The organism is Virgibacillus litoralis (genome assembly GCF_017873675.1).
GTDB lineage: Bacteria > Bacillota > Bacilli > Bacillales > Amphibacillaceae > Lentibacillus > Lentibacillus litoralis.
Genome location: NZ_JAGGKK010000014.1, coordinates 72615 through 87228 on the forward strand (window position 1 = coordinate 72615; position 14614 = coordinate 87228).

General features: G+C 37.5%; 20 protein-coding genes. 1 reads left to right on the plus strand and 19 read right to left on the minus strand.

Going from position 1 to position 14614, the window contains the following annotated elements; translation table 11 throughout:
- Positions 1 to 304 precede the first annotated feature (304 nt).
- The 19 genes from J2Z82_RS12835 to cudC all read right to left on the minus strand — a co-directional run bounded on the left by J2Z82_RS12835 (position 305) and on the right by cudC (position 12875).
- Positions 305 to 625, minus strand: a complete 321-nt coding sequence (locus tag J2Z82_RS12835) for a hypothetical protein (RefSeq protein ID WP_209481187.1) — start codon at positions 623 to 625, stop codon at positions 305 to 307.
- A 51-nt stretch (positions 626 to 676) separates the two neighbouring features.
- Positions 677 to 1165, minus strand: coding sequence for an NUDIX hydrolase (locus J2Z82_RS12840; protein WP_209481188.1), 489 nt, complete (start codon positions 1163 to 1165; stop codon positions 677 to 679).
- A 134-nt stretch (positions 1166 to 1299) separates the two neighbouring features.
- Positions 1300 to 1758 (minus strand): NUDIX hydrolase, encoded by a 459-nt coding sequence (locus tag J2Z82_RS12845; protein ID WP_209481189.1) that lies wholly within the window; start codon positions 1756 to 1758, stop codon positions 1300 to 1302.
- Positions 1759 to 1761: 3 nt separating this feature from the next.
- Positions 1762 to 1944, minus strand: a complete 183-nt coding sequence (locus J2Z82_RS12850; RefSeq protein ID WP_209481190.1) for a hypothetical protein — start codon at positions 1942 to 1944, stop codon at positions 1762 to 1764.
- Between the two features lie 12 nt (positions 1945 to 1956).
- Entirely contained in the window at positions 1957 to 2415 is a 459-nt protein-coding gene (locus J2Z82_RS12855; protein WP_209481191.1) for a GNAT family N-acetyltransferase, read from the minus strand.
- Positions 2416 to 2440: 25 nt separating this feature from the next.
- Positions 2441 to 2845: a VOC family protein gene (locus J2Z82_RS12860; protein ID WP_209481192.1), complete on the minus strand. Its 405-nt coding sequence runs from the start codon at positions 2843 to 2845 to the stop codon at positions 2441 to 2443.
- Between the two features lies 1 nt (position 2846).
- Positions 2847 to 3731 (minus strand): GNAT family N-acetyltransferase, encoded by an 885-nt coding sequence (locus J2Z82_RS19705; RefSeq protein WP_342453636.1) that lies wholly within the window; start codon positions 3729 to 3731, stop codon positions 2847 to 2849.
- A 31-nt stretch (positions 3732 to 3762) separates the two neighbouring features.
- Positions 3763 to 4176: a diguanylate cyclase gene (locus J2Z82_RS12875; protein ID WP_209481193.1), complete on the minus strand. Its 414-nt coding sequence runs from the start codon at positions 4174 to 4176 to the stop codon at positions 3763 to 3765.
- 1 nt (position 4177) lies between these two features.
- Positions 4178 to 4354 carry a hypothetical protein gene (locus tag J2Z82_RS12880; RefSeq protein ID WP_209481194.1) on the minus strand — a complete coding sequence of 59 codons (177 nt, stop codon included), beginning with the start codon at positions 4352 to 4354 and terminating at the stop codon, positions 4178 to 4180.
- A 187-nt stretch (positions 4355 to 4541) separates the two neighbouring features.
- On the minus strand, positions 4542 to 4766 hold the full coding sequence (locus tag J2Z82_RS12885) for a hypothetical protein (RefSeq protein WP_209481195.1): 225 nt from the start codon (positions 4764 to 4766) through the stop codon (positions 4542 to 4544).
- 11 nt (positions 4767 to 4777) lie between these two features.
- Positions 4778 to 6538, minus strand: coding sequence for a putative ABC transporter permease subunit (locus tag J2Z82_RS12890; RefSeq protein WP_209481196.1), 1761 nt, complete (start codon positions 6536 to 6538; stop codon positions 4778 to 4780).
- Entirely contained in the window at positions 6535 to 7320 is a 786-nt protein-coding gene (locus J2Z82_RS12895) for an ABC transporter ATP-binding protein (protein WP_209481197.1), read from the minus strand. The genes J2Z82_RS12890 and J2Z82_RS12895 overlap by 4 nt, the downstream gene beginning before the upstream one ends.
- Positions 7321 to 7334: 14 nt before the next feature.
- Positions 7335 to 7907 carry a hypothetical protein gene (locus J2Z82_RS12900; protein WP_209481198.1) on the minus strand — a complete coding sequence of 191 codons (573 nt, stop codon included), beginning with the start codon at positions 7905 to 7907 and terminating at the stop codon, positions 7335 to 7337.
- A 560-nt stretch (positions 7908 to 8467) separates the two neighbouring features.
- Positions 8468 to 9010 (minus strand): nuclease-related domain-containing protein, encoded by a 543-nt coding sequence (locus J2Z82_RS12905; RefSeq protein WP_209481199.1) that lies wholly within the window; start codon positions 9008 to 9010, stop codon positions 8468 to 8470.
- A gap of 246 nt (positions 9011 to 9256) precedes the next feature.
- Positions 9257 to 9868, minus strand: a complete 612-nt coding sequence (locus J2Z82_RS12910) for an SIMPL domain-containing protein (protein ID WP_245251660.1) — start codon at positions 9866 to 9868, stop codon at positions 9257 to 9259.
- 159 nt (positions 9869 to 10027) lie between these two features.
- The gene (locus J2Z82_RS12915) at positions 10028 to 10180 is read right to left on the minus strand and encodes a small acid-soluble spore protein P (RefSeq protein ID WP_092493287.1); all 153 of its coding nucleotides are present in this window, start codon (positions 10178 to 10180) and stop codon (positions 10028 to 10030) included.
- A gap of 62 nt (positions 10181 to 10242) precedes the next feature.
- Positions 10243 to 10875 carry a YczE/YyaS/YitT family protein gene (locus tag J2Z82_RS12920; protein WP_245251662.1) on the minus strand — a complete coding sequence of 211 codons (633 nt, stop codon included), beginning with the start codon at positions 10873 to 10875 and terminating at the stop codon, positions 10243 to 10245.
- 521 nt (positions 10876 to 11396) lie between these two features.
- Complete coding sequence (locus J2Z82_RS12925; RefSeq protein WP_209481201.1) at positions 11397 to 12290, minus strand: glycine betaine ABC transporter substrate-binding protein; 894 nt, start codon at positions 12288 to 12290, stop codon at positions 11397 to 11399.
- 36 nt (positions 12291 to 12326) lie between these two features.
- Entirely contained in the window at positions 12327 to 12875 is a 549-nt protein-coding gene (cudC, locus tag J2Z82_RS12930; protein WP_209481202.1) for a choline uptake/conversion transcriptional regulator CudC, read from the minus strand.
- Between the two features lie 250 nt (positions 12876 to 13125).
- Between cudC and betB the strand changes: the two genes are divergently transcribed.
- Positions 13126 to 14595 carry a betaine-aldehyde dehydrogenase gene (gene betB / locus J2Z82_RS12935; protein ID WP_209481203.1) on the plus strand — a complete coding sequence of 490 codons (1470 nt, stop codon included), beginning with the start codon at positions 13126 to 13128 and terminating at the stop codon, positions 14593 to 14595.
- Positions 14596 to 14614 lie beyond the last annotated feature (19 nt).

Consider the following 14614-nt stretch of genomic DNA (forward strand, 5'->3'; position numbering starts at 1 on the left):
CCTTACGTACAATAAATATGATTATTGGAACCATATTTAATCTATATTCTCTAAATTACAGAATAACATAGAGATTAACTTTCATTAAAAAAGCCGCCTCAATGGAAGGCAGCCCTTTGGATTTCAACGACTATAACTCTTATTTTTCCGCTTGTTCATAAATTTTTTAACCATTGGATAAATAATTGGCCCATATTTTATCAATCTTCTTATAAGTTTTCCCATTTTCAATTCCTCCATTAAGTTATCATTCACAGGTAGTATTCCTTTTAATAGAGGAAATCAAACAAACAAGTTTATCGAGTTAACTTAATATACTAAACGGAAAAAATAGCCAAGCATCGTCAACATAGACTACCATTATCACGCCGGTTACGAATCCAATGACAAGAAATGCAACATAGTGAAGACCACTTTTTACCAAGTTAAATGAATACGCCATAGCCAAAACGATAAATACGAATGTCAATCCGACTGTTAGCTGACCGATTGAAAAACCACCCAAAAAACTGAAAATATAAGTGCATAAGGCAGCAACCCAATACATTTTAGGCTCGCCTTTAATAGCCAAAACTATTGCTATCAATGTAATCAGGACAAACCCGTAGAAGATTAATGTAAACATTGTACTCGCTCCTTATTTATTTTTGCCGAACAAAAGGAAGACATTTCCATACTATTTCACATATTGTTCTAATGGTTCCGATATGACATCAATGATTTCCGTATCTTTATATACAAATCGATAACTATATGTATTCTGCTCATCAAGCATTTTCGGTAAAAAATATTTTATGTTTTCGATCACACCAAGATTTTCATCATGCAGTACCCATGAAAGTTTTTTCCAATCCAATGTTCCTTCGTCAGTGCTCTTCGGTGTGGTATAATTATATGATTCTGGAAGCTCTGCAATGAAGACATACATACCACCAAGATCCTTGCCATCTTTTTCCCAACAAACATTACCTTTGTACATAATATTTTTTGGTTCATTTATACCTGTTTCTTCGTTTATCTCGCGCAGGATGCCATCAAGGGCAGTTTCATTATCTTCTACCTTTCCACCTACTCCATTCCACATCCCCATCCACGCAGGAGACTCTCTGTTTAGTAATAGAATCTCGTCTCCTCTTTTTATGAAACAAATCGTATAGTCAAGCATTCCTTTGTCTCCTTCTCATATTTATTCTTCTTCATACTCATTAATGCCACTGCATTCCCAAAGCAAGCTATTATTTGTATGATTGTCATCATTTGTTCGAATACCTGTTGCAAACCTTACTCTATTTCATCCTCTTAGTAATCCATAGTTAAAATGTCCATATAAGGTGTAATGAAACTGCGGTATATATCAAGTAAATCATTTGGAAGATGGTGTAGTTGAAAAAACTGAACATCTACAGATTCTGTTCTATCTATTTTAATATCACCTTGAACCTCATCCGTTGTATAGACTGCAGTTACCGAGTAAAATTCATCGCCATTAGCAACTTTTAAATAGTATTCTTCACCAGAAAAAATACCTAATAGCTTTAGACTGCCAATAGTCAAATTGGTCTCTTCTTTAACCTCTCTTCGCGCAGTTTCTTCCATGCTTTCTCCCAATTCCATAAGGCCGCCTGGCAATCCCCAGCCACCATCTGATCTATGCTGCAATAATAATTCATTTTTCTCATTTAAAACTAATACAACTGCCCCTGGCAATATTAGTGGTCTATGCCCAACTAATTCTCTTAACTCTTTAACATAATCCATTATTTACGTTTTCACCCTTTTAATTTTCACAAACTCAATAAACCAGTACAATGCAATCCACGGTAAAATATACCTGGTAACCCATTCAAAAATCGGAAGTATACCTGTTAGATTGAAGCTCTCAGTAAAAATAAACATAAAGAACAAAATTCCCAAGACAATTGCGCCTCGAACATAAAACGGCATTGTAAAATCCTCCTATTTCTTCAAGCTAATCTCTAATCGGATCATATCCGTGCATCTAATCCCATTCTCGATAATTTCTTCATCATAATTTTTTGTAAAAAAATCCTTTTCAATTCCAGTAATCCTGAAACCGCATTTCTGATAAAGGGCCAACTGATTTATACTCGAGTTACCGGTCCCAACCTCAATATGGGTAAATCCTTGAAACCGTGCGTTTTCTATAGCGTGTGTTACTAATTGTTTGCCGACACCTTTCCCTTGTTCACTCTCTTCAACCGCAATATTTTTAATTTCAACTCTGTTCGAATTGATTGGCAGAAGTATATATACTCCTATCAATCTATTATCAATTTTTGCTACATAACACTGTCCCTGATCTAGATACACCTGGATAAGATCTTCAGATGGATCCGCTAAAAGAAGTAAATTCATAGGTGCCGTTTCACTAGATTTTAATTTTTGAATTTCCATGATGATCCGCTCCATCACGCATAGTTTAAATACCGTTCGTATTCATTAAAACAATTCGCCAACCGTCCGGGTCTTCAATCGTTACTCCTTTTTCCTTCCAATAATCATTTTCTGGAGGGACATCAGGATAACCCATACTATGTAATCGGTTCGCTACATGATCAATCTTACTTTTCTCCGGAATATAGAAGACTAACAAATTATCTTCTGTTGGTGCAGGACAAGGGCTTCCATCAGCATGTTTAGTGAATTCAAGATGATAACCTGCATTTGGCAATCCTAATATGACACCTGTATATCCGTCTGGATTCGCAAAGTCGGTTAATCGTTCTAAGCCAAGACCTTTCTCATAAAAATCAATTACTTCATCAAATTTGTCTGTTGGCCGTGCAATTCTAACTTGCGCTGCTGAAAAATCATTGAACTCCATCCTATCGCTCCTTTATTTGTCCCAATTCTATTCTGTTTCCATCCGGGTCCAGGAATACTGCAATAACTCCCCAATCAAATTCAAGACGCTTATTTAAGAAAACAACTCCATGCATTTCCAATGTCGAAACTGCTTCGTCCAAGTCGTTCACATCAAACCTTAGTACAACCGGATTTTGCTTTCTGCTTTTTTCATTTTCAGAACTGAATCCGCCTCTTTCGACCATGAGGTAACCATCAGAAACATTAAATGATACTAAGTTCTCTTTTTCGAAAATTACCTTTAGTTGAAGAACATTTTTATAAAAGTTGATACACGATTCGTATTGTTCGACAAATAATATCGTACCAAATTCCTTGAAATTCATTTTATCCCTCTTCACAAGTCGTCTGAGATCAGCCCACCCGTATGCTGTTTCTTTAAGTTTTTCTCCATCAATTTCTAATTCTGCATGTCCCAGTTTTTTGCCACCCAAGGCTTCATAAAAATATTTTGCACCATTGTCTTCTAAAACCCATACTAGCATGGTGCTCATACCCGCTTGCAGCAGTTCTTCTGCAACTGGCTGCACAAGCAATTTTCCAATACCTTTACCCTGGTATTCCTCAAAGATATAGATAGCATAGAGTTCCCCGTCATAGCCTTCGTATTTCCCTTCTCTCTCCTTACCACCAGTCGAAAACCCAACAATTTCGCCAACATTGTTTTCCGCTACGAACACACTGTTATAAGTCATGTTTCGTTCCCATAACTTAGTGCGATGATCATAATCCAATTTTTCCAAATAAGTATCAGGGACGATATTTCTGTATGTAGAACGCCAGCTATCAACATGTACCTTGGCTATATGTGGTGCGTCCTGTTGGGTTGCTTTTCTTATTTTCATAGAATTATAGCCTCCTGTTCGCGGTTTCTGATTAGTGCATTTTCTCCAAGATCTTATAGTCCTTTGTTTTGATAACTTTAACATCATTGTCTTTAGCATAACGAATTAGATCCTGATAAATGGTCTCAGGTTGAAAGCTAATTACTCTAATATTCAAACCTTTTATCACTTTTATAACTGCGCATTTCTTTGCCCAGCTAATGCGCTTTAGTTTGAGCTCAGTAATCCGTACTGGAGCTACCTCTTTTTTATAAATAGGTACAGCGAAGATATATGTTTTATATGTTATTTTTTCGTCATCAATAGTTAATTCAAAGCTCATAAAGATCAATAAAAATATCAAAATTAAGAAGAACAAATAATAAATATTGAATGCGGTAAAAGTAAGGGCCATCAAAAACAGAATAGTTCCTGATATATATTGTGTTTTAGCTTTATAAGTCATGCTACTCCTTATCCAGATCATTCTTCGGATAAAATTTCTCTTCCTGTATCCCGTGTTTTTCTTGTAGAGCTTTACCAACTTCTGAACTATCGATACCGTGCCTGACCGCTACGGTAATGACAAGGTATGCTATGTAAAGTGTTAGCGCATAAAGTATTATTGACATAATTATTCCCATCATCAGTCCTCCTTGTAAATTTTATCATAACACAAAATTTTCACAATTCACGTGATTGAAAAATAAACCACCTCCCCCCTCAGTTAGTTGCCCCTTTCCTAATTCTTTCCTCCTTTAGAATAATAGAAAAAACCACCAAACTACATATAAGTTGATGGTTTTCTTCATTACATTTTAATGTTTTAGATTATGCTTCTTTTTTCTCAGATTTCATAAAAATTCCAATAAATCCAAATAAAACAGCAAAGACACCAATCCACATATTACTCATAAATGCTGCGGCGGAAAAAGTTAAAAACATAAGAGCAAACATGGCATGCATATATCTTAATGCCGATTTTTTGTTTGCATTAATAGCATTAAACGACTCAACCAATATCATTAAAATATTCAACATTCCAATCCAGTGCACAAATTTACCTCCTAATAAAGACTGCCGGATTTCTTATTTTTAAACAGCGATTTGGTATTTGTTTCCTGAACCATTTCAATTTCAATTCCCTTATTAAATTTCCGGGCACTTGCAATTGTAAACATATAAGCAACGCCGATTGAAATAGCTAGTATCATTACAACACCAACTATCCCTACTAATAATGGACTTGAATCTTTCCAGGTTAATAATGTCAAAACAAGATTAGCTATTACACCAATAAATCCGTCTGTGTTCTGAATTACATCCTGTAAAAATCCAATTGCATCTACTGGGACAATCAATAAAACGTATGGTATTAATGCCAAGAACAGATAGACATACGAAGCGATAAACAAAATAAATGCTGTACCGAATTTAAGTCTGTTCTGTGGATTAGCTGGATTGTATTTTGCTCCAATTGTTCCAAGCCATAATCCAATTGCGCTGATACCAACAGTTATGGTGGCTTTTATTATAATTCCACTTACAAACTGCATCACGGTCCATCCGAGAAAAACTCCGACTGCAACTTCAATTATTGTTAGTAATACGAAAGGTATCAGCCAGCTGATCCAAAGTTTTCCAATTGCTATATTTTTCCCTGATAAAGGCAACACACGCAATATCCATAGTGATGAAGCCTCCCGTGCAATAGATGAAGCAGCAAGTTGGCCATTAAAAATTGCGAAAATAAAGAGGAAGGCAGCCTGAGCGATTGGCCATGAAATTTTGTTTGGTCCTCGTAAATCACTTAAACTTGCACCACCTGTCATAAATCCAGCAATTCCAAATATGAAAAAGAATATAAGCGGTAAAAATACTAGCCATTCACGCATATCACGTTTAATTGCGAACCACTCTTTTTTTCCAACGGCAATCACTGGATGATGCAATTTGGGCCCTGATTTTTTAATCGCTGACTTCTTCTTCTTTTTACCGCCACCTTCACTTAATCGAATCCAGCCCGTTCGGAATCCTTTTTCAACTAGAGACGAAGTTAGAACAACGCTAAAAACGGCAAGCAGCAGTAACATCGCAAATGGTAATAAGAAATCCATTGAACCATTTGCAACATTTATGACAGCAGCACTGGCCCAGCTGACCGGTACCCAATCTGGGAATAATGGTAATCCGGATAACAGCACCTCTGTTAACGGCCGATCATTTGCCAAATTGGGGATCATGAACATTAGGTACACAAAAATTCCTGACAACACACTCATTATTGTCATGAATTCATTAGCCTTGCTTGCTGGAACAACCTGAATTAGAACTAAATTAAATAAGTAGGCAAGTGAGAGCCCGATAATGTTTAACGAAATTATCACCAAAATCATAACTGGATAATACAGCAGACTTGCCCCGGTTAGAATACCGTAAATAAACATTGGCACAACAAAAAAGACGAAAGTCAATAGTGGAATTCCAATAAAACTTTGCAGATATTTCACCCAAAAAATATGTCTTGTTGGGATGGGTAATGTAAAAAGAAATCCCAAATCCGTTGCCGAATACAGGTGTTTAAAAACTTGTGGCAAGCCGAGCAGGATTATAATTCCAATAATCATTAAGAACCCATATGATAAAATTCCATTTAATACTGGCTCCGAGATGGACTCTCCTACAGCCCAAACCCCTTTGGATAAAAAATATAATAGTACTGTAAGAACAGCAAGTGTGAAAAAATAATTTATGTAATTTTTCTTAGGCTGTGTGCGGAACGTGTTGACGAGAATTTTCCGTTGATTATTTAAAAGGACTTTAATCATTTTGGATCACCTTGATCGGTAATTTCACTGATCAATGCTTGCTGATCCTCGCTGCCAGTTAATTCAAGAAAGATGTCCTCGAGGCTTTGATCTGAATTACCGCCACTGCTTCTTAGTTCATCCATCGTGCCGAGTGCAATAATTTTCCCATCCAAAATAATTCCCACACGATCACACATTTGCTCAGCAATTTCAAGGATATGAGTCGAGACAAAAGCCGTCATACCATTATCACACAGTTCACGAAGCAGGTTTTTCAGGCTGCGCGCACTCTTAGGATCCAGGCCCACTGTTGGCTCATCAAGAAACAGTACTTCTGGCTCATGAACTAGTGCCCCGCAAATCGCAATCTTTTGTTTCATCCCATGCGAGTAGCTTTCGATTAGATCATTCGCTTGCTCCGTTAAACTGAAAATTTGCAGCAGTTCTTTTGCTTTTGATTGAAACTTTTCCTGTGGAACCTGGAAGACAGACGCAATAAACTCAAGATAATCCCAGCCGGTCAATTTCGGATACAAGTTCGGCTGGTCCGGTACATAGGCAATTTTCTTCTTTGCCTCAATTGGATTTCTCCAAATATCAACGTCATTTATATGGGCGGAACCACTTGTTGGCTCCAAAAGTCCAGTAAGCATCTTTATTGTTGTCGTTTTCCCGGCACCGTTTGGACCTAGAAATCCGAACAACTCGCCTTGTTTTACGTCCACATTCAAATTATGCACAGCTTCCTGTCTTCTGTATGATTTAGCCAGATTAGTTAGTTTGATTGATGCATCTTCCATTATTCTCCTCCTCGTTAAATCCTTGATAAAACAAACGAAATCGCAAGTATAGAAATTACAACAGAAATAACCATTGCAGCCACGAATCCAATTAAGTTGAATTTCCATGTGTAGCCCTTAAAATCAGATGTGTTATTCGAATTATCAACTTTTGATGTATGTATAAGCATTGTAGTATTAATAGTAAGCAATAAAAAAATGATAAGAAAAACAAAGAACCCTTTGCTTATGGGATGCTGACTATTAATGTCGTGCATGAAATAGGCCTGAATCATGATCATGCAGCCCACAACAAGGTTGATTACGTGTGCAGTTTTATTCTGCTTTTTCCACTCCTTGCCCATAATCTCTTTTTCATACCTATTAACCTGCTCAATAATCGGCACCCAAGACTTCGTTAAATCCTTTTTTAAGATATTAGAAACAAGCTGAACGATTAAGAAAGCCCCGAGCGTAAACAGTATGTAGGACATATTCAATCCAGTGTAATTTATAATAACTACATAAACAGTCATACTGATTAATAACGTTACATTTAAAAAGAAAAATTGCTTCTTCCTCATACCTTTTATAGCCTCAGCTGTCATGAAACCCCTCCCCTTATGGTAGATTTTAACATAAGTTGATAGAATAAGGGCCCTTATTTTAGCTGCCGATCCGAAATGACGGTCTTTATCGATTAGTTGTCGATGTTTATCTATTTGATGTCGATGTTTATCTATTTTGACTTAAAATCTTAATATATACCTTCTACCGCTAGTATTTCCAATCTGTTTAAATTGTTCTTTCACCAGTAGTCTATGAGCGATTTGAATACCATTGACTTGCAAAAAATCTCGTGCCTGTCGATTATTTATTGTGTTACCTATTAGCAAACTGTAGTGCCGCATCGCTTCCAGGTGAGCATTCTTGGACGCAGCTCCACAATGATGGCAAATCCATTTAGCTTTTTTGCGAGTCATTGGCAGGGAACCACAGCCAGAACAAAAAACACCACGCAGAATATCCGCGTTCTCAACTTGATATTTTTTTAAGATATCTACCTTATTTGTTGTGTGTGCGTTATTCAAGAATGAGGAAAGAAAATGAAGTTGCTGCTCGCCCAAACGTACATTATTATGTGTGGAAGTATAACCGTCTATTTTTGTCAGCAGGCTTTCTTTATGAATGACTGTTTCAGAAACGGCTGTATTGTAGTGATATTTTTGATAATTGTATTGGGATTGCTGTATGCGATTAGCTTCTCAATTGGAGTAACTGGGAAACCATGTTCTCTCATCCAGCGTAAAAGCCTGAAATGCTGAAGGTTTATTTGCTCAATGTGATTACCGAGGTTCTCCTCTTCACCTTTTTTTGTAATCCGAATAGCTTGCCCAAATTCGTCATACATGACTGTTCCGGCAATATTTTTAACCTCTACAATTAGGAGGAATTGCGGCGAAAGGATCAAGGTATCAATTTGGAAAAATCCATTTTCATCATGAATACGTAGATTGTGAAGAATTATATATGGATATTCTGGAAGAAAACCTAACGTGAACTCAAGTGATTTTTCGCCATTATAGCCTGCACGAAGATTTTTTGCATGTTTGTTTACTTCCTTACTCTTTAAGTGGTGTTCTGCCAAACGCCAGCTGAGTGCTTCGGTTTGCAGCATTAATACGGGGATGTCAAGGGACTTACCAATCAATGGAGCACTTCCTTTATTATTTAGTTTTTATATTTATTCGCTATTTTGCCGAGGGATTCCTGCTTGATATGGGTCGATAGATGTGACGAAACTGTGAACTTTATCGATTTGCTGTCGATGTTTATCGATTTCACCTCCTACTTTATCGGTTGCATGTCGATGTTTATCGATATGATGTCGAACTTTATCGATTCCGCAAAAAATGCCATAAAAATAGCCCGCCGCTACTGGGCAGCAGTTCCATTACTAGTAATGAAATTGAGCCTCAACTGTCGCGCTAATAACTATCTGCCCCGGTTCGATTGGTGTGGCAGCTTCCATTGTGGCATAAGCTTTATAGGTAATTGGTGCTTCGCTTATTTTTTCAATAATTTTAATTGGATAAGGTGCTATACCAATTTGCATTGTGTTAGCTAATGTTTGTGCTTTTGCGTATGCATCCTTTAAAGCGGAACTAAGCGCTTGCTTGTAATATACATCCTTATTTTCAACTGTAAACTGTATATTTGATACTCTGTTAATACCATTTTGCACAGCAACATCAATGACATTTCCAGCCTGGTCAATGTCCTTGATTTTTACTGTTATTGCATTCGTCACTTCGTACCCTCTAAAGACTTGAGTGCCATCAACATAATCATATTTCGGATTAATAGTGTAAGCAGTTGTCTGGATATTTTCCCTCGCTATCCCTAACTGTAATAATGCCTGAATAACTTGATTCATGGTATCAGCGTTCTCCTGCTGCACCTGACTTAACGACATACCCTCAGTGACCACTTCCAACTGAACCTCAACGACATTTGGCTCGACAGACAAATTTGATATTCCAGTAACAGTCATCACTCGATGATACATATACATTCCGCCCTTCAGAAGTAATCTCTTTAGATAATATGCTGATTATTCGATTTACATGTACCAAAGGTTAGAAAAATAAAGCTTATGCAGCAATAATAATGTATAAAAAATAACACCTTAAACCAGCTGATTTAAGGTGTTATTGACTTAAGAATTCTACATGTCATGATGAGGATTATGCTTTTGCCGTGAATGATTTTTTTGTTTTACTTTATGCGATCCTTCTAACGGTTCTCCATATGGCTGCTTTGGACTCTTGGGTAAATTTGGCTGCTCCTGCTGCTTTGGACCTTTTGGTTTTCCACCCATTTTCAATTCCTCCTTTACATGTACAAGGATAGTTTTTGAAGAGGAATTGCAATTTATACAATTTAGGAAGCAATATCCTTCCCATGCCTCCGTCTGTGAAATTTCAGTCCCTTCACGTATGGCAAGAAGAAACTGATGAGTACGCCTGATATCAGTGCGTTAACCAGTGTTCCAATTCCAATCGCACCATTAAAAAAGAATGCTAATATAACAAGACCACCGCTTATTAATGCCCGTGAATACGTAACTTTCCAGCCCGTCAGATCTGAGACAATCAACATAGATCGGTCCATTGGGTTCGGTGCAATGTCTGATTGCAGATAAAACGCCACACCCAGCCCAATTAAAATAATTCCAAGCCCTAAAGTAATTGACTGACCAAGCCATGTCCCTGGAACAATCCAATTCCCTAGTATAAATAACCAAGTGTCAATGCCAATACCAGTGACAAGTGATGTTAATATGGCAAAATACTCTGGTCTTTTTTTCTCAGCAACTGCGTTACAAAGTACCATTGATAATCCGACTACAATTTCCCAGCTTCCAATTGTTAATCCGAATGTCCTGTGCAATCCGACAAGAAGTGCATCAAACGGTGATGCTCCTAGTGCTGATTGGATCGTAAGTGCTATTCCAAGTGTTAATATAAAAATACCAATAAGATAAAAATGAATTCCAGCACGGATTAGCCGCATGATAATCACTCCTTTTAAATCGAAATAATTTGGGAAGTACATCCTCGAGTGCATCTTCCACTACCTCGGAATCAAAGTGTAACATATTCTTTCGCCTTTTTTTACTAAATCATTTGGCTTGCCTATACCTGCTCTCTCTTCCGTAAGTAGACTGTAGTAAGGAATGAAGGGAGGTCTTATATGAACAGGTCGCAAATCTTTTTTATAGTTGGGGTAATTATCCTAATCGTTTCCCCATTAATTTTAGCTCTTTTCCTGAGCAGACCATCCGGCTAAACTGATTCATCATCAGATTGAACGTAAAATGTCCAGGCAATATATTGGGATGTCGACTCGGTTAGTTACACCAATTCTATATGGATAGAACTATACAATCGAAGCGGAACGATGTAAATCAGGATATGATACTGGATTGCTTGTGGTGAGACATTAGAAAACTTGGTTTATCGCCAAGCCTTATTCTTTCTTTTAAAAAAGGAAGCCTACTTTAAAATAGGCTTCCTTTACTTAATGCTCAAATTTTATTCTTTAACCCACTCATTAACAAGATCCTGGTTTTCTTCTACCCATTTTCTTGCTCCGTCAATTGGTTCTTCTGCTTCGTTTACATAAGTCATTAGCTGGCCAACTGAATCATCATCCATTTGCCAGTTTTTCATCCATTTGCTTACTTTTGGATAGTCTTCAGCAAATCCTTGGCGTGTAGCATGGTGGATTTTTTCTACGCCTCCGAATGACTTTTTCGGATCTTCAAGAAATTTCAAATCATGTGTTGCAAATACTCTGTGTGGTTTCCAAAGTGGAACGACAATTGGTTCCTCTTCTTTGATTGCCTCGTCCATTGCTGAAAGCATTGCTGGCTCTGAACTTGGAAGCAGTTCATATTCAAGCCCATATTGTTTAATCATCTCTTCAGTTACTTCCATTGTACCTGCGCCTGGATCAAATCCAGTAATTTCGCCTTCAAATTTTTCTTTTTGTTCATTCAAATCAGCAATACTATTAACATCTTCCATATAGGATGGTACTACCAAACCAACTTTTGCATCATCATACCAAGTTGCCTCAGAGAAGAAGACTTGATCCTTATATTCCTTCAGATAGTTCTTATCCTGTACAGGCAGCCATACTTCAAGGTTGATATCCAATTCGTCTTCTGCTAATGCTTTCATAATTGTTCCCATATCAAGCAAGTTTAAGTTAACCTTATACCCTTTTTCTTCTAAAATAACTTTCCACATATTCGATACTGCAATATTTTCAGCCCAGTTTATCTGCGCCATTTCAATCGGTCTGTCTTTTGGTGATTTATCCACTGAAGAATTTTCGGAGTTATTTGAATCCTCACCACAAGCTGCCAATGCAACTAGTAAAATTAAACTTAGAATTAGTACTGTAATTTTTTTGAAGTTCATAGTTGACCCTCTCTTGTAATATATTTTCTATTTAACTCATGGATTTTTCGGTAAATAATCAAAGATTTCTTCGGAACGGATGCTGGCAACTAATCGCTCCAGCCACCAATAGTAAACCTTAGATTTTTCAAGCAATTCGTAATTGGATCTTGCTTCTTCATGTAATTCAGGTGAAACTTGATCATCTTCAATAATTTCATCCAACTCGAATTCTGCCTGCTTGATCGCGTCCATGTTCATCTTTACTTCGCGATCCCACATCTGACAATAAAACGCCATGAAAGAATGAAAAAAATCCTTTTCTGCCACATACGTATGCTTTCTGGTTCCACGCTGAAACTTCTTTTTAACCATTTCATTTTCCTGCAGTTTCCGGACACTTGTACTCATGCTTGGCTTACTCATACCAAGTTCCTCACGCATTTCGTCCAGATTCATTTGTTCTTTGAAATACATCGTTGCATACAAATTACCGGCAGATGGTGTAACACCATACAGATCCATTGTTTCCGCAATTGCGCCAATCACTTGATCCTTTGCATGTTCTATCTTTTCCCTGGCGATTTCATCTTTGGAGTTCGTCATTGCTTCACCTCACTTTAAATTTATTAAATACGTTAAATAATTATTTTACAAACTTAATGTTAACGTTTTAAAAATATATGTCAAATGAAAAATAAGATAGCATTTACGTCATAGTCTGTGCCGATAGTTCTGAATAAAATCTATAATTTTTTCTTTTTGACAAAAAAATATGGTCATGTTACATTTATTTTGTTCGAAACGTTAAATTTTTTCTTAACAAACTTAACGAAGTATAAAAGGAGGGACTACGTTGACCATTAAACAACAATTTATTGATGGAAAATGGGTACATTCCAACTCAAATAAAGTCAGAAAAATTATTAATCCATTCAATCAAGAGGTTATTGCACAAGTAACAGAAAGTGATGAAACGGATGCAAAGGCTGCTATCACTGCTGCAAGAAAAGCTTTTGATAAAGGTGTTTGGTCATCTACACCGGCAACAGATCGTGGACAAATCGTTTACAAGATTGCTGATTTCATTGCACGAGACAGAGAGGAATTAGCAGAACTAGAGTCACTTGACACTGGTAAAACAATGGAGGAAAGCCGCGGTGATATGGATGATATTGCTGGCGTATTCCGTTATTATGCCGAGGCCGCTGATAAAGATGGCGGAGAAATTATTGACTCCCCTATCCCAAATTCAGTGAGTAAAGTAGTCCGGGAACCTGTTGGTGTATGCGGACAAATTACACCGTGGAATTATCCACTATTACAGGCATCATGGAAACTAGCCCCAGCATTGGCAGCAGGCAATACACTGATCATGAAGCCAAGTGAGATTACACCACTTACTTCCATTAAAGTGTTTGAATTAATAGAAGAAGCTGGCGTCCCTAGCGGCGTAGCAAACCTTGTACTTGGAGCTGGCAACACTGTAGGCGCAGAGATGTCTGTCAACACAGACGTTGATTTGATTTCGTTTACAGGTGGAATTGAAACCGGAAAAAAAATCATGCAAGCGGCAAGCGTTAACGTAAAGAAAATTGCGCTTGAGCTTGGCGGTAAAAACCCTAATGTTATTTTTGCTGACGCTGATTTTGAAACAGCTGTCGACCAGGCAATGAATGCCGTATTTTTCCATGCAGGTCAAATTTGCTCAGCAGGTACACGATTGATCATCGAAGAAAGCATTCACGATGATTTTGTCAGTGCCCTGGTTGATCGCGTGAAGAACATTACATTAGGCAATGGTTTTGACGAAGCAACACAAATGGGACCACTTATTTCAGAAGAACATTTAAATAAAGTAATTAATTATGTAGAAAAAGGCAAAAGAGAAGGCGCAACAGTTGCTATTGGCGGCAAACGCCCTGAAGATCCAAAGCTGCAGGATGGTTTCTTCTATCTGCCAACGGTTATAACTGACTGTACAACAGATATGAGTGTTGTGCAGGATGAAGGATTCGGTCCTGTCATTACAGTAGAAAAATTCACGACAGAAGAAGAAGCTATTAACCTAGCAAATGATTCTATTTACGGGCTTGCCGGCGGTGTTTGGACGAAAGACATTGCTAAAGCTGAGCGCGCTGTTGCTAAAATGCGCATGGGAACCGTTTGGATTAACGAATTTAATTTATACTTCCCACATGCACCATGGGGCGGATTTAAACAATCCGGAATCGGCCGTGAGCTAGGTAAACCAGGCCTTGATGAATATCAAGAAACAAAACACATTTTCCACAATTTAAAACCGGAGTCTATGAACTGGTTCTAAAAATTATACTACTAGGAGG

Bases quoted from the DNA above. Each gene is read 5' to 3' on its own strand.
- J2Z82_RS12835 (WP_209481187.1), bottom strand. From the start codon at position 625: ATGTTTACATTAATCTTCTACGGGTTTGTCCTGATTACATTGATAGCA.
- J2Z82_RS12840 (WP_209481188.1), bottom strand. From the start codon at position 1,165: ATGCTTGACTATACGATTTGTTTCATAAAAAGAGGAGACGAGATTCTA.
- J2Z82_RS12845 (WP_209481189.1), bottom strand. From the start codon at position 1,758: ATGGATTATGTTAAAGAGTTAAGAGAATTAGTTGGGCATAGACCACTA.
- J2Z82_RS12850 (WP_209481190.1), bottom strand. From the start codon at position 1,944: ATGCCGTTTTATGTTCGAGGCGCAATTGTCTTGGGAATTTTGTTCTTT.
- J2Z82_RS12855 (WP_209481191.1), bottom strand. From the start codon at position 2,415: ATGGAAATTCAAAAATTAAAATCTAGTGAAACGGCACCTATGAATTTA.
- J2Z82_RS12860 (WP_209481192.1), bottom strand. From the start codon at position 2,845: ATGGAGTTCAATGATTTTTCAGCAGCGCAAGTTAGAATTGCACGGCCA.
- J2Z82_RS19705 (WP_342453636.1), bottom strand. From the start codon at position 3,731: ATGAAAATAAGAAAAGCAACCCAACAGGACGCACCACATATAGCCAAG.
- J2Z82_RS12875 (WP_209481193.1), bottom strand. From the start codon at position 4,176: ATGACTTATAAAGCTAAAACACAATATATATCAGGAACTATTCTGTTT.
- J2Z82_RS12880 (WP_209481194.1), bottom strand. From the start codon at position 4,354: ATGGGAATAATTATGTCAATAATACTTTATGCGCTAACACTTTACATA.
- J2Z82_RS12890 (WP_209481196.1), bottom strand. From the start codon at position 6,538: ATGATTAAAGTCCTTTTAAATAATCAACGGAAAATTCTCGTCAACACG.
- J2Z82_RS12895 (WP_209481197.1), bottom strand. From the start codon at position 7,320: ATGGAAGATGCATCAATCAAACTAACTAATCTGGCTAAATCATACAGA.
- J2Z82_RS12900 (WP_209481198.1), bottom strand. From the start codon at position 7,907: ATGACAGCTGAGGCTATAAAAGGTATGAGGAAGAAGCAATTTTTCTTT.
- J2Z82_RS12910 (WP_245251660.1), bottom strand. From the start codon at position 9,868: ATGTATCATCGAGTGATGACTGTTACTGGAATATCAAATTTGTCTGTC.
- J2Z82_RS12915 (WP_092493287.1), bottom strand. From the start codon at position 10,180: ATGGGTGGAAAACCAAAAGGTCCAAAGCAGCAGGAGCAGCCAAATTTA.
- J2Z82_RS12920 (WP_245251662.1), bottom strand. From the start codon at position 10,875: ATGCGGCTAATCCGTGCTGGAATTCATTTTTATCTTATTGGTATTTTT.
- J2Z82_RS12925 (WP_209481201.1), bottom strand. From the start codon at position 12,290: ATGAACTTCAAAAAAATTACAGTACTAATTCTAAGTTTAATTTTACTA.
- cudC (WP_209481202.1), bottom strand. From the start codon at position 12,875: ATGACGAACTCCAAAGATGAAATCGCCAGGGAAAAGATAGAACATGCA.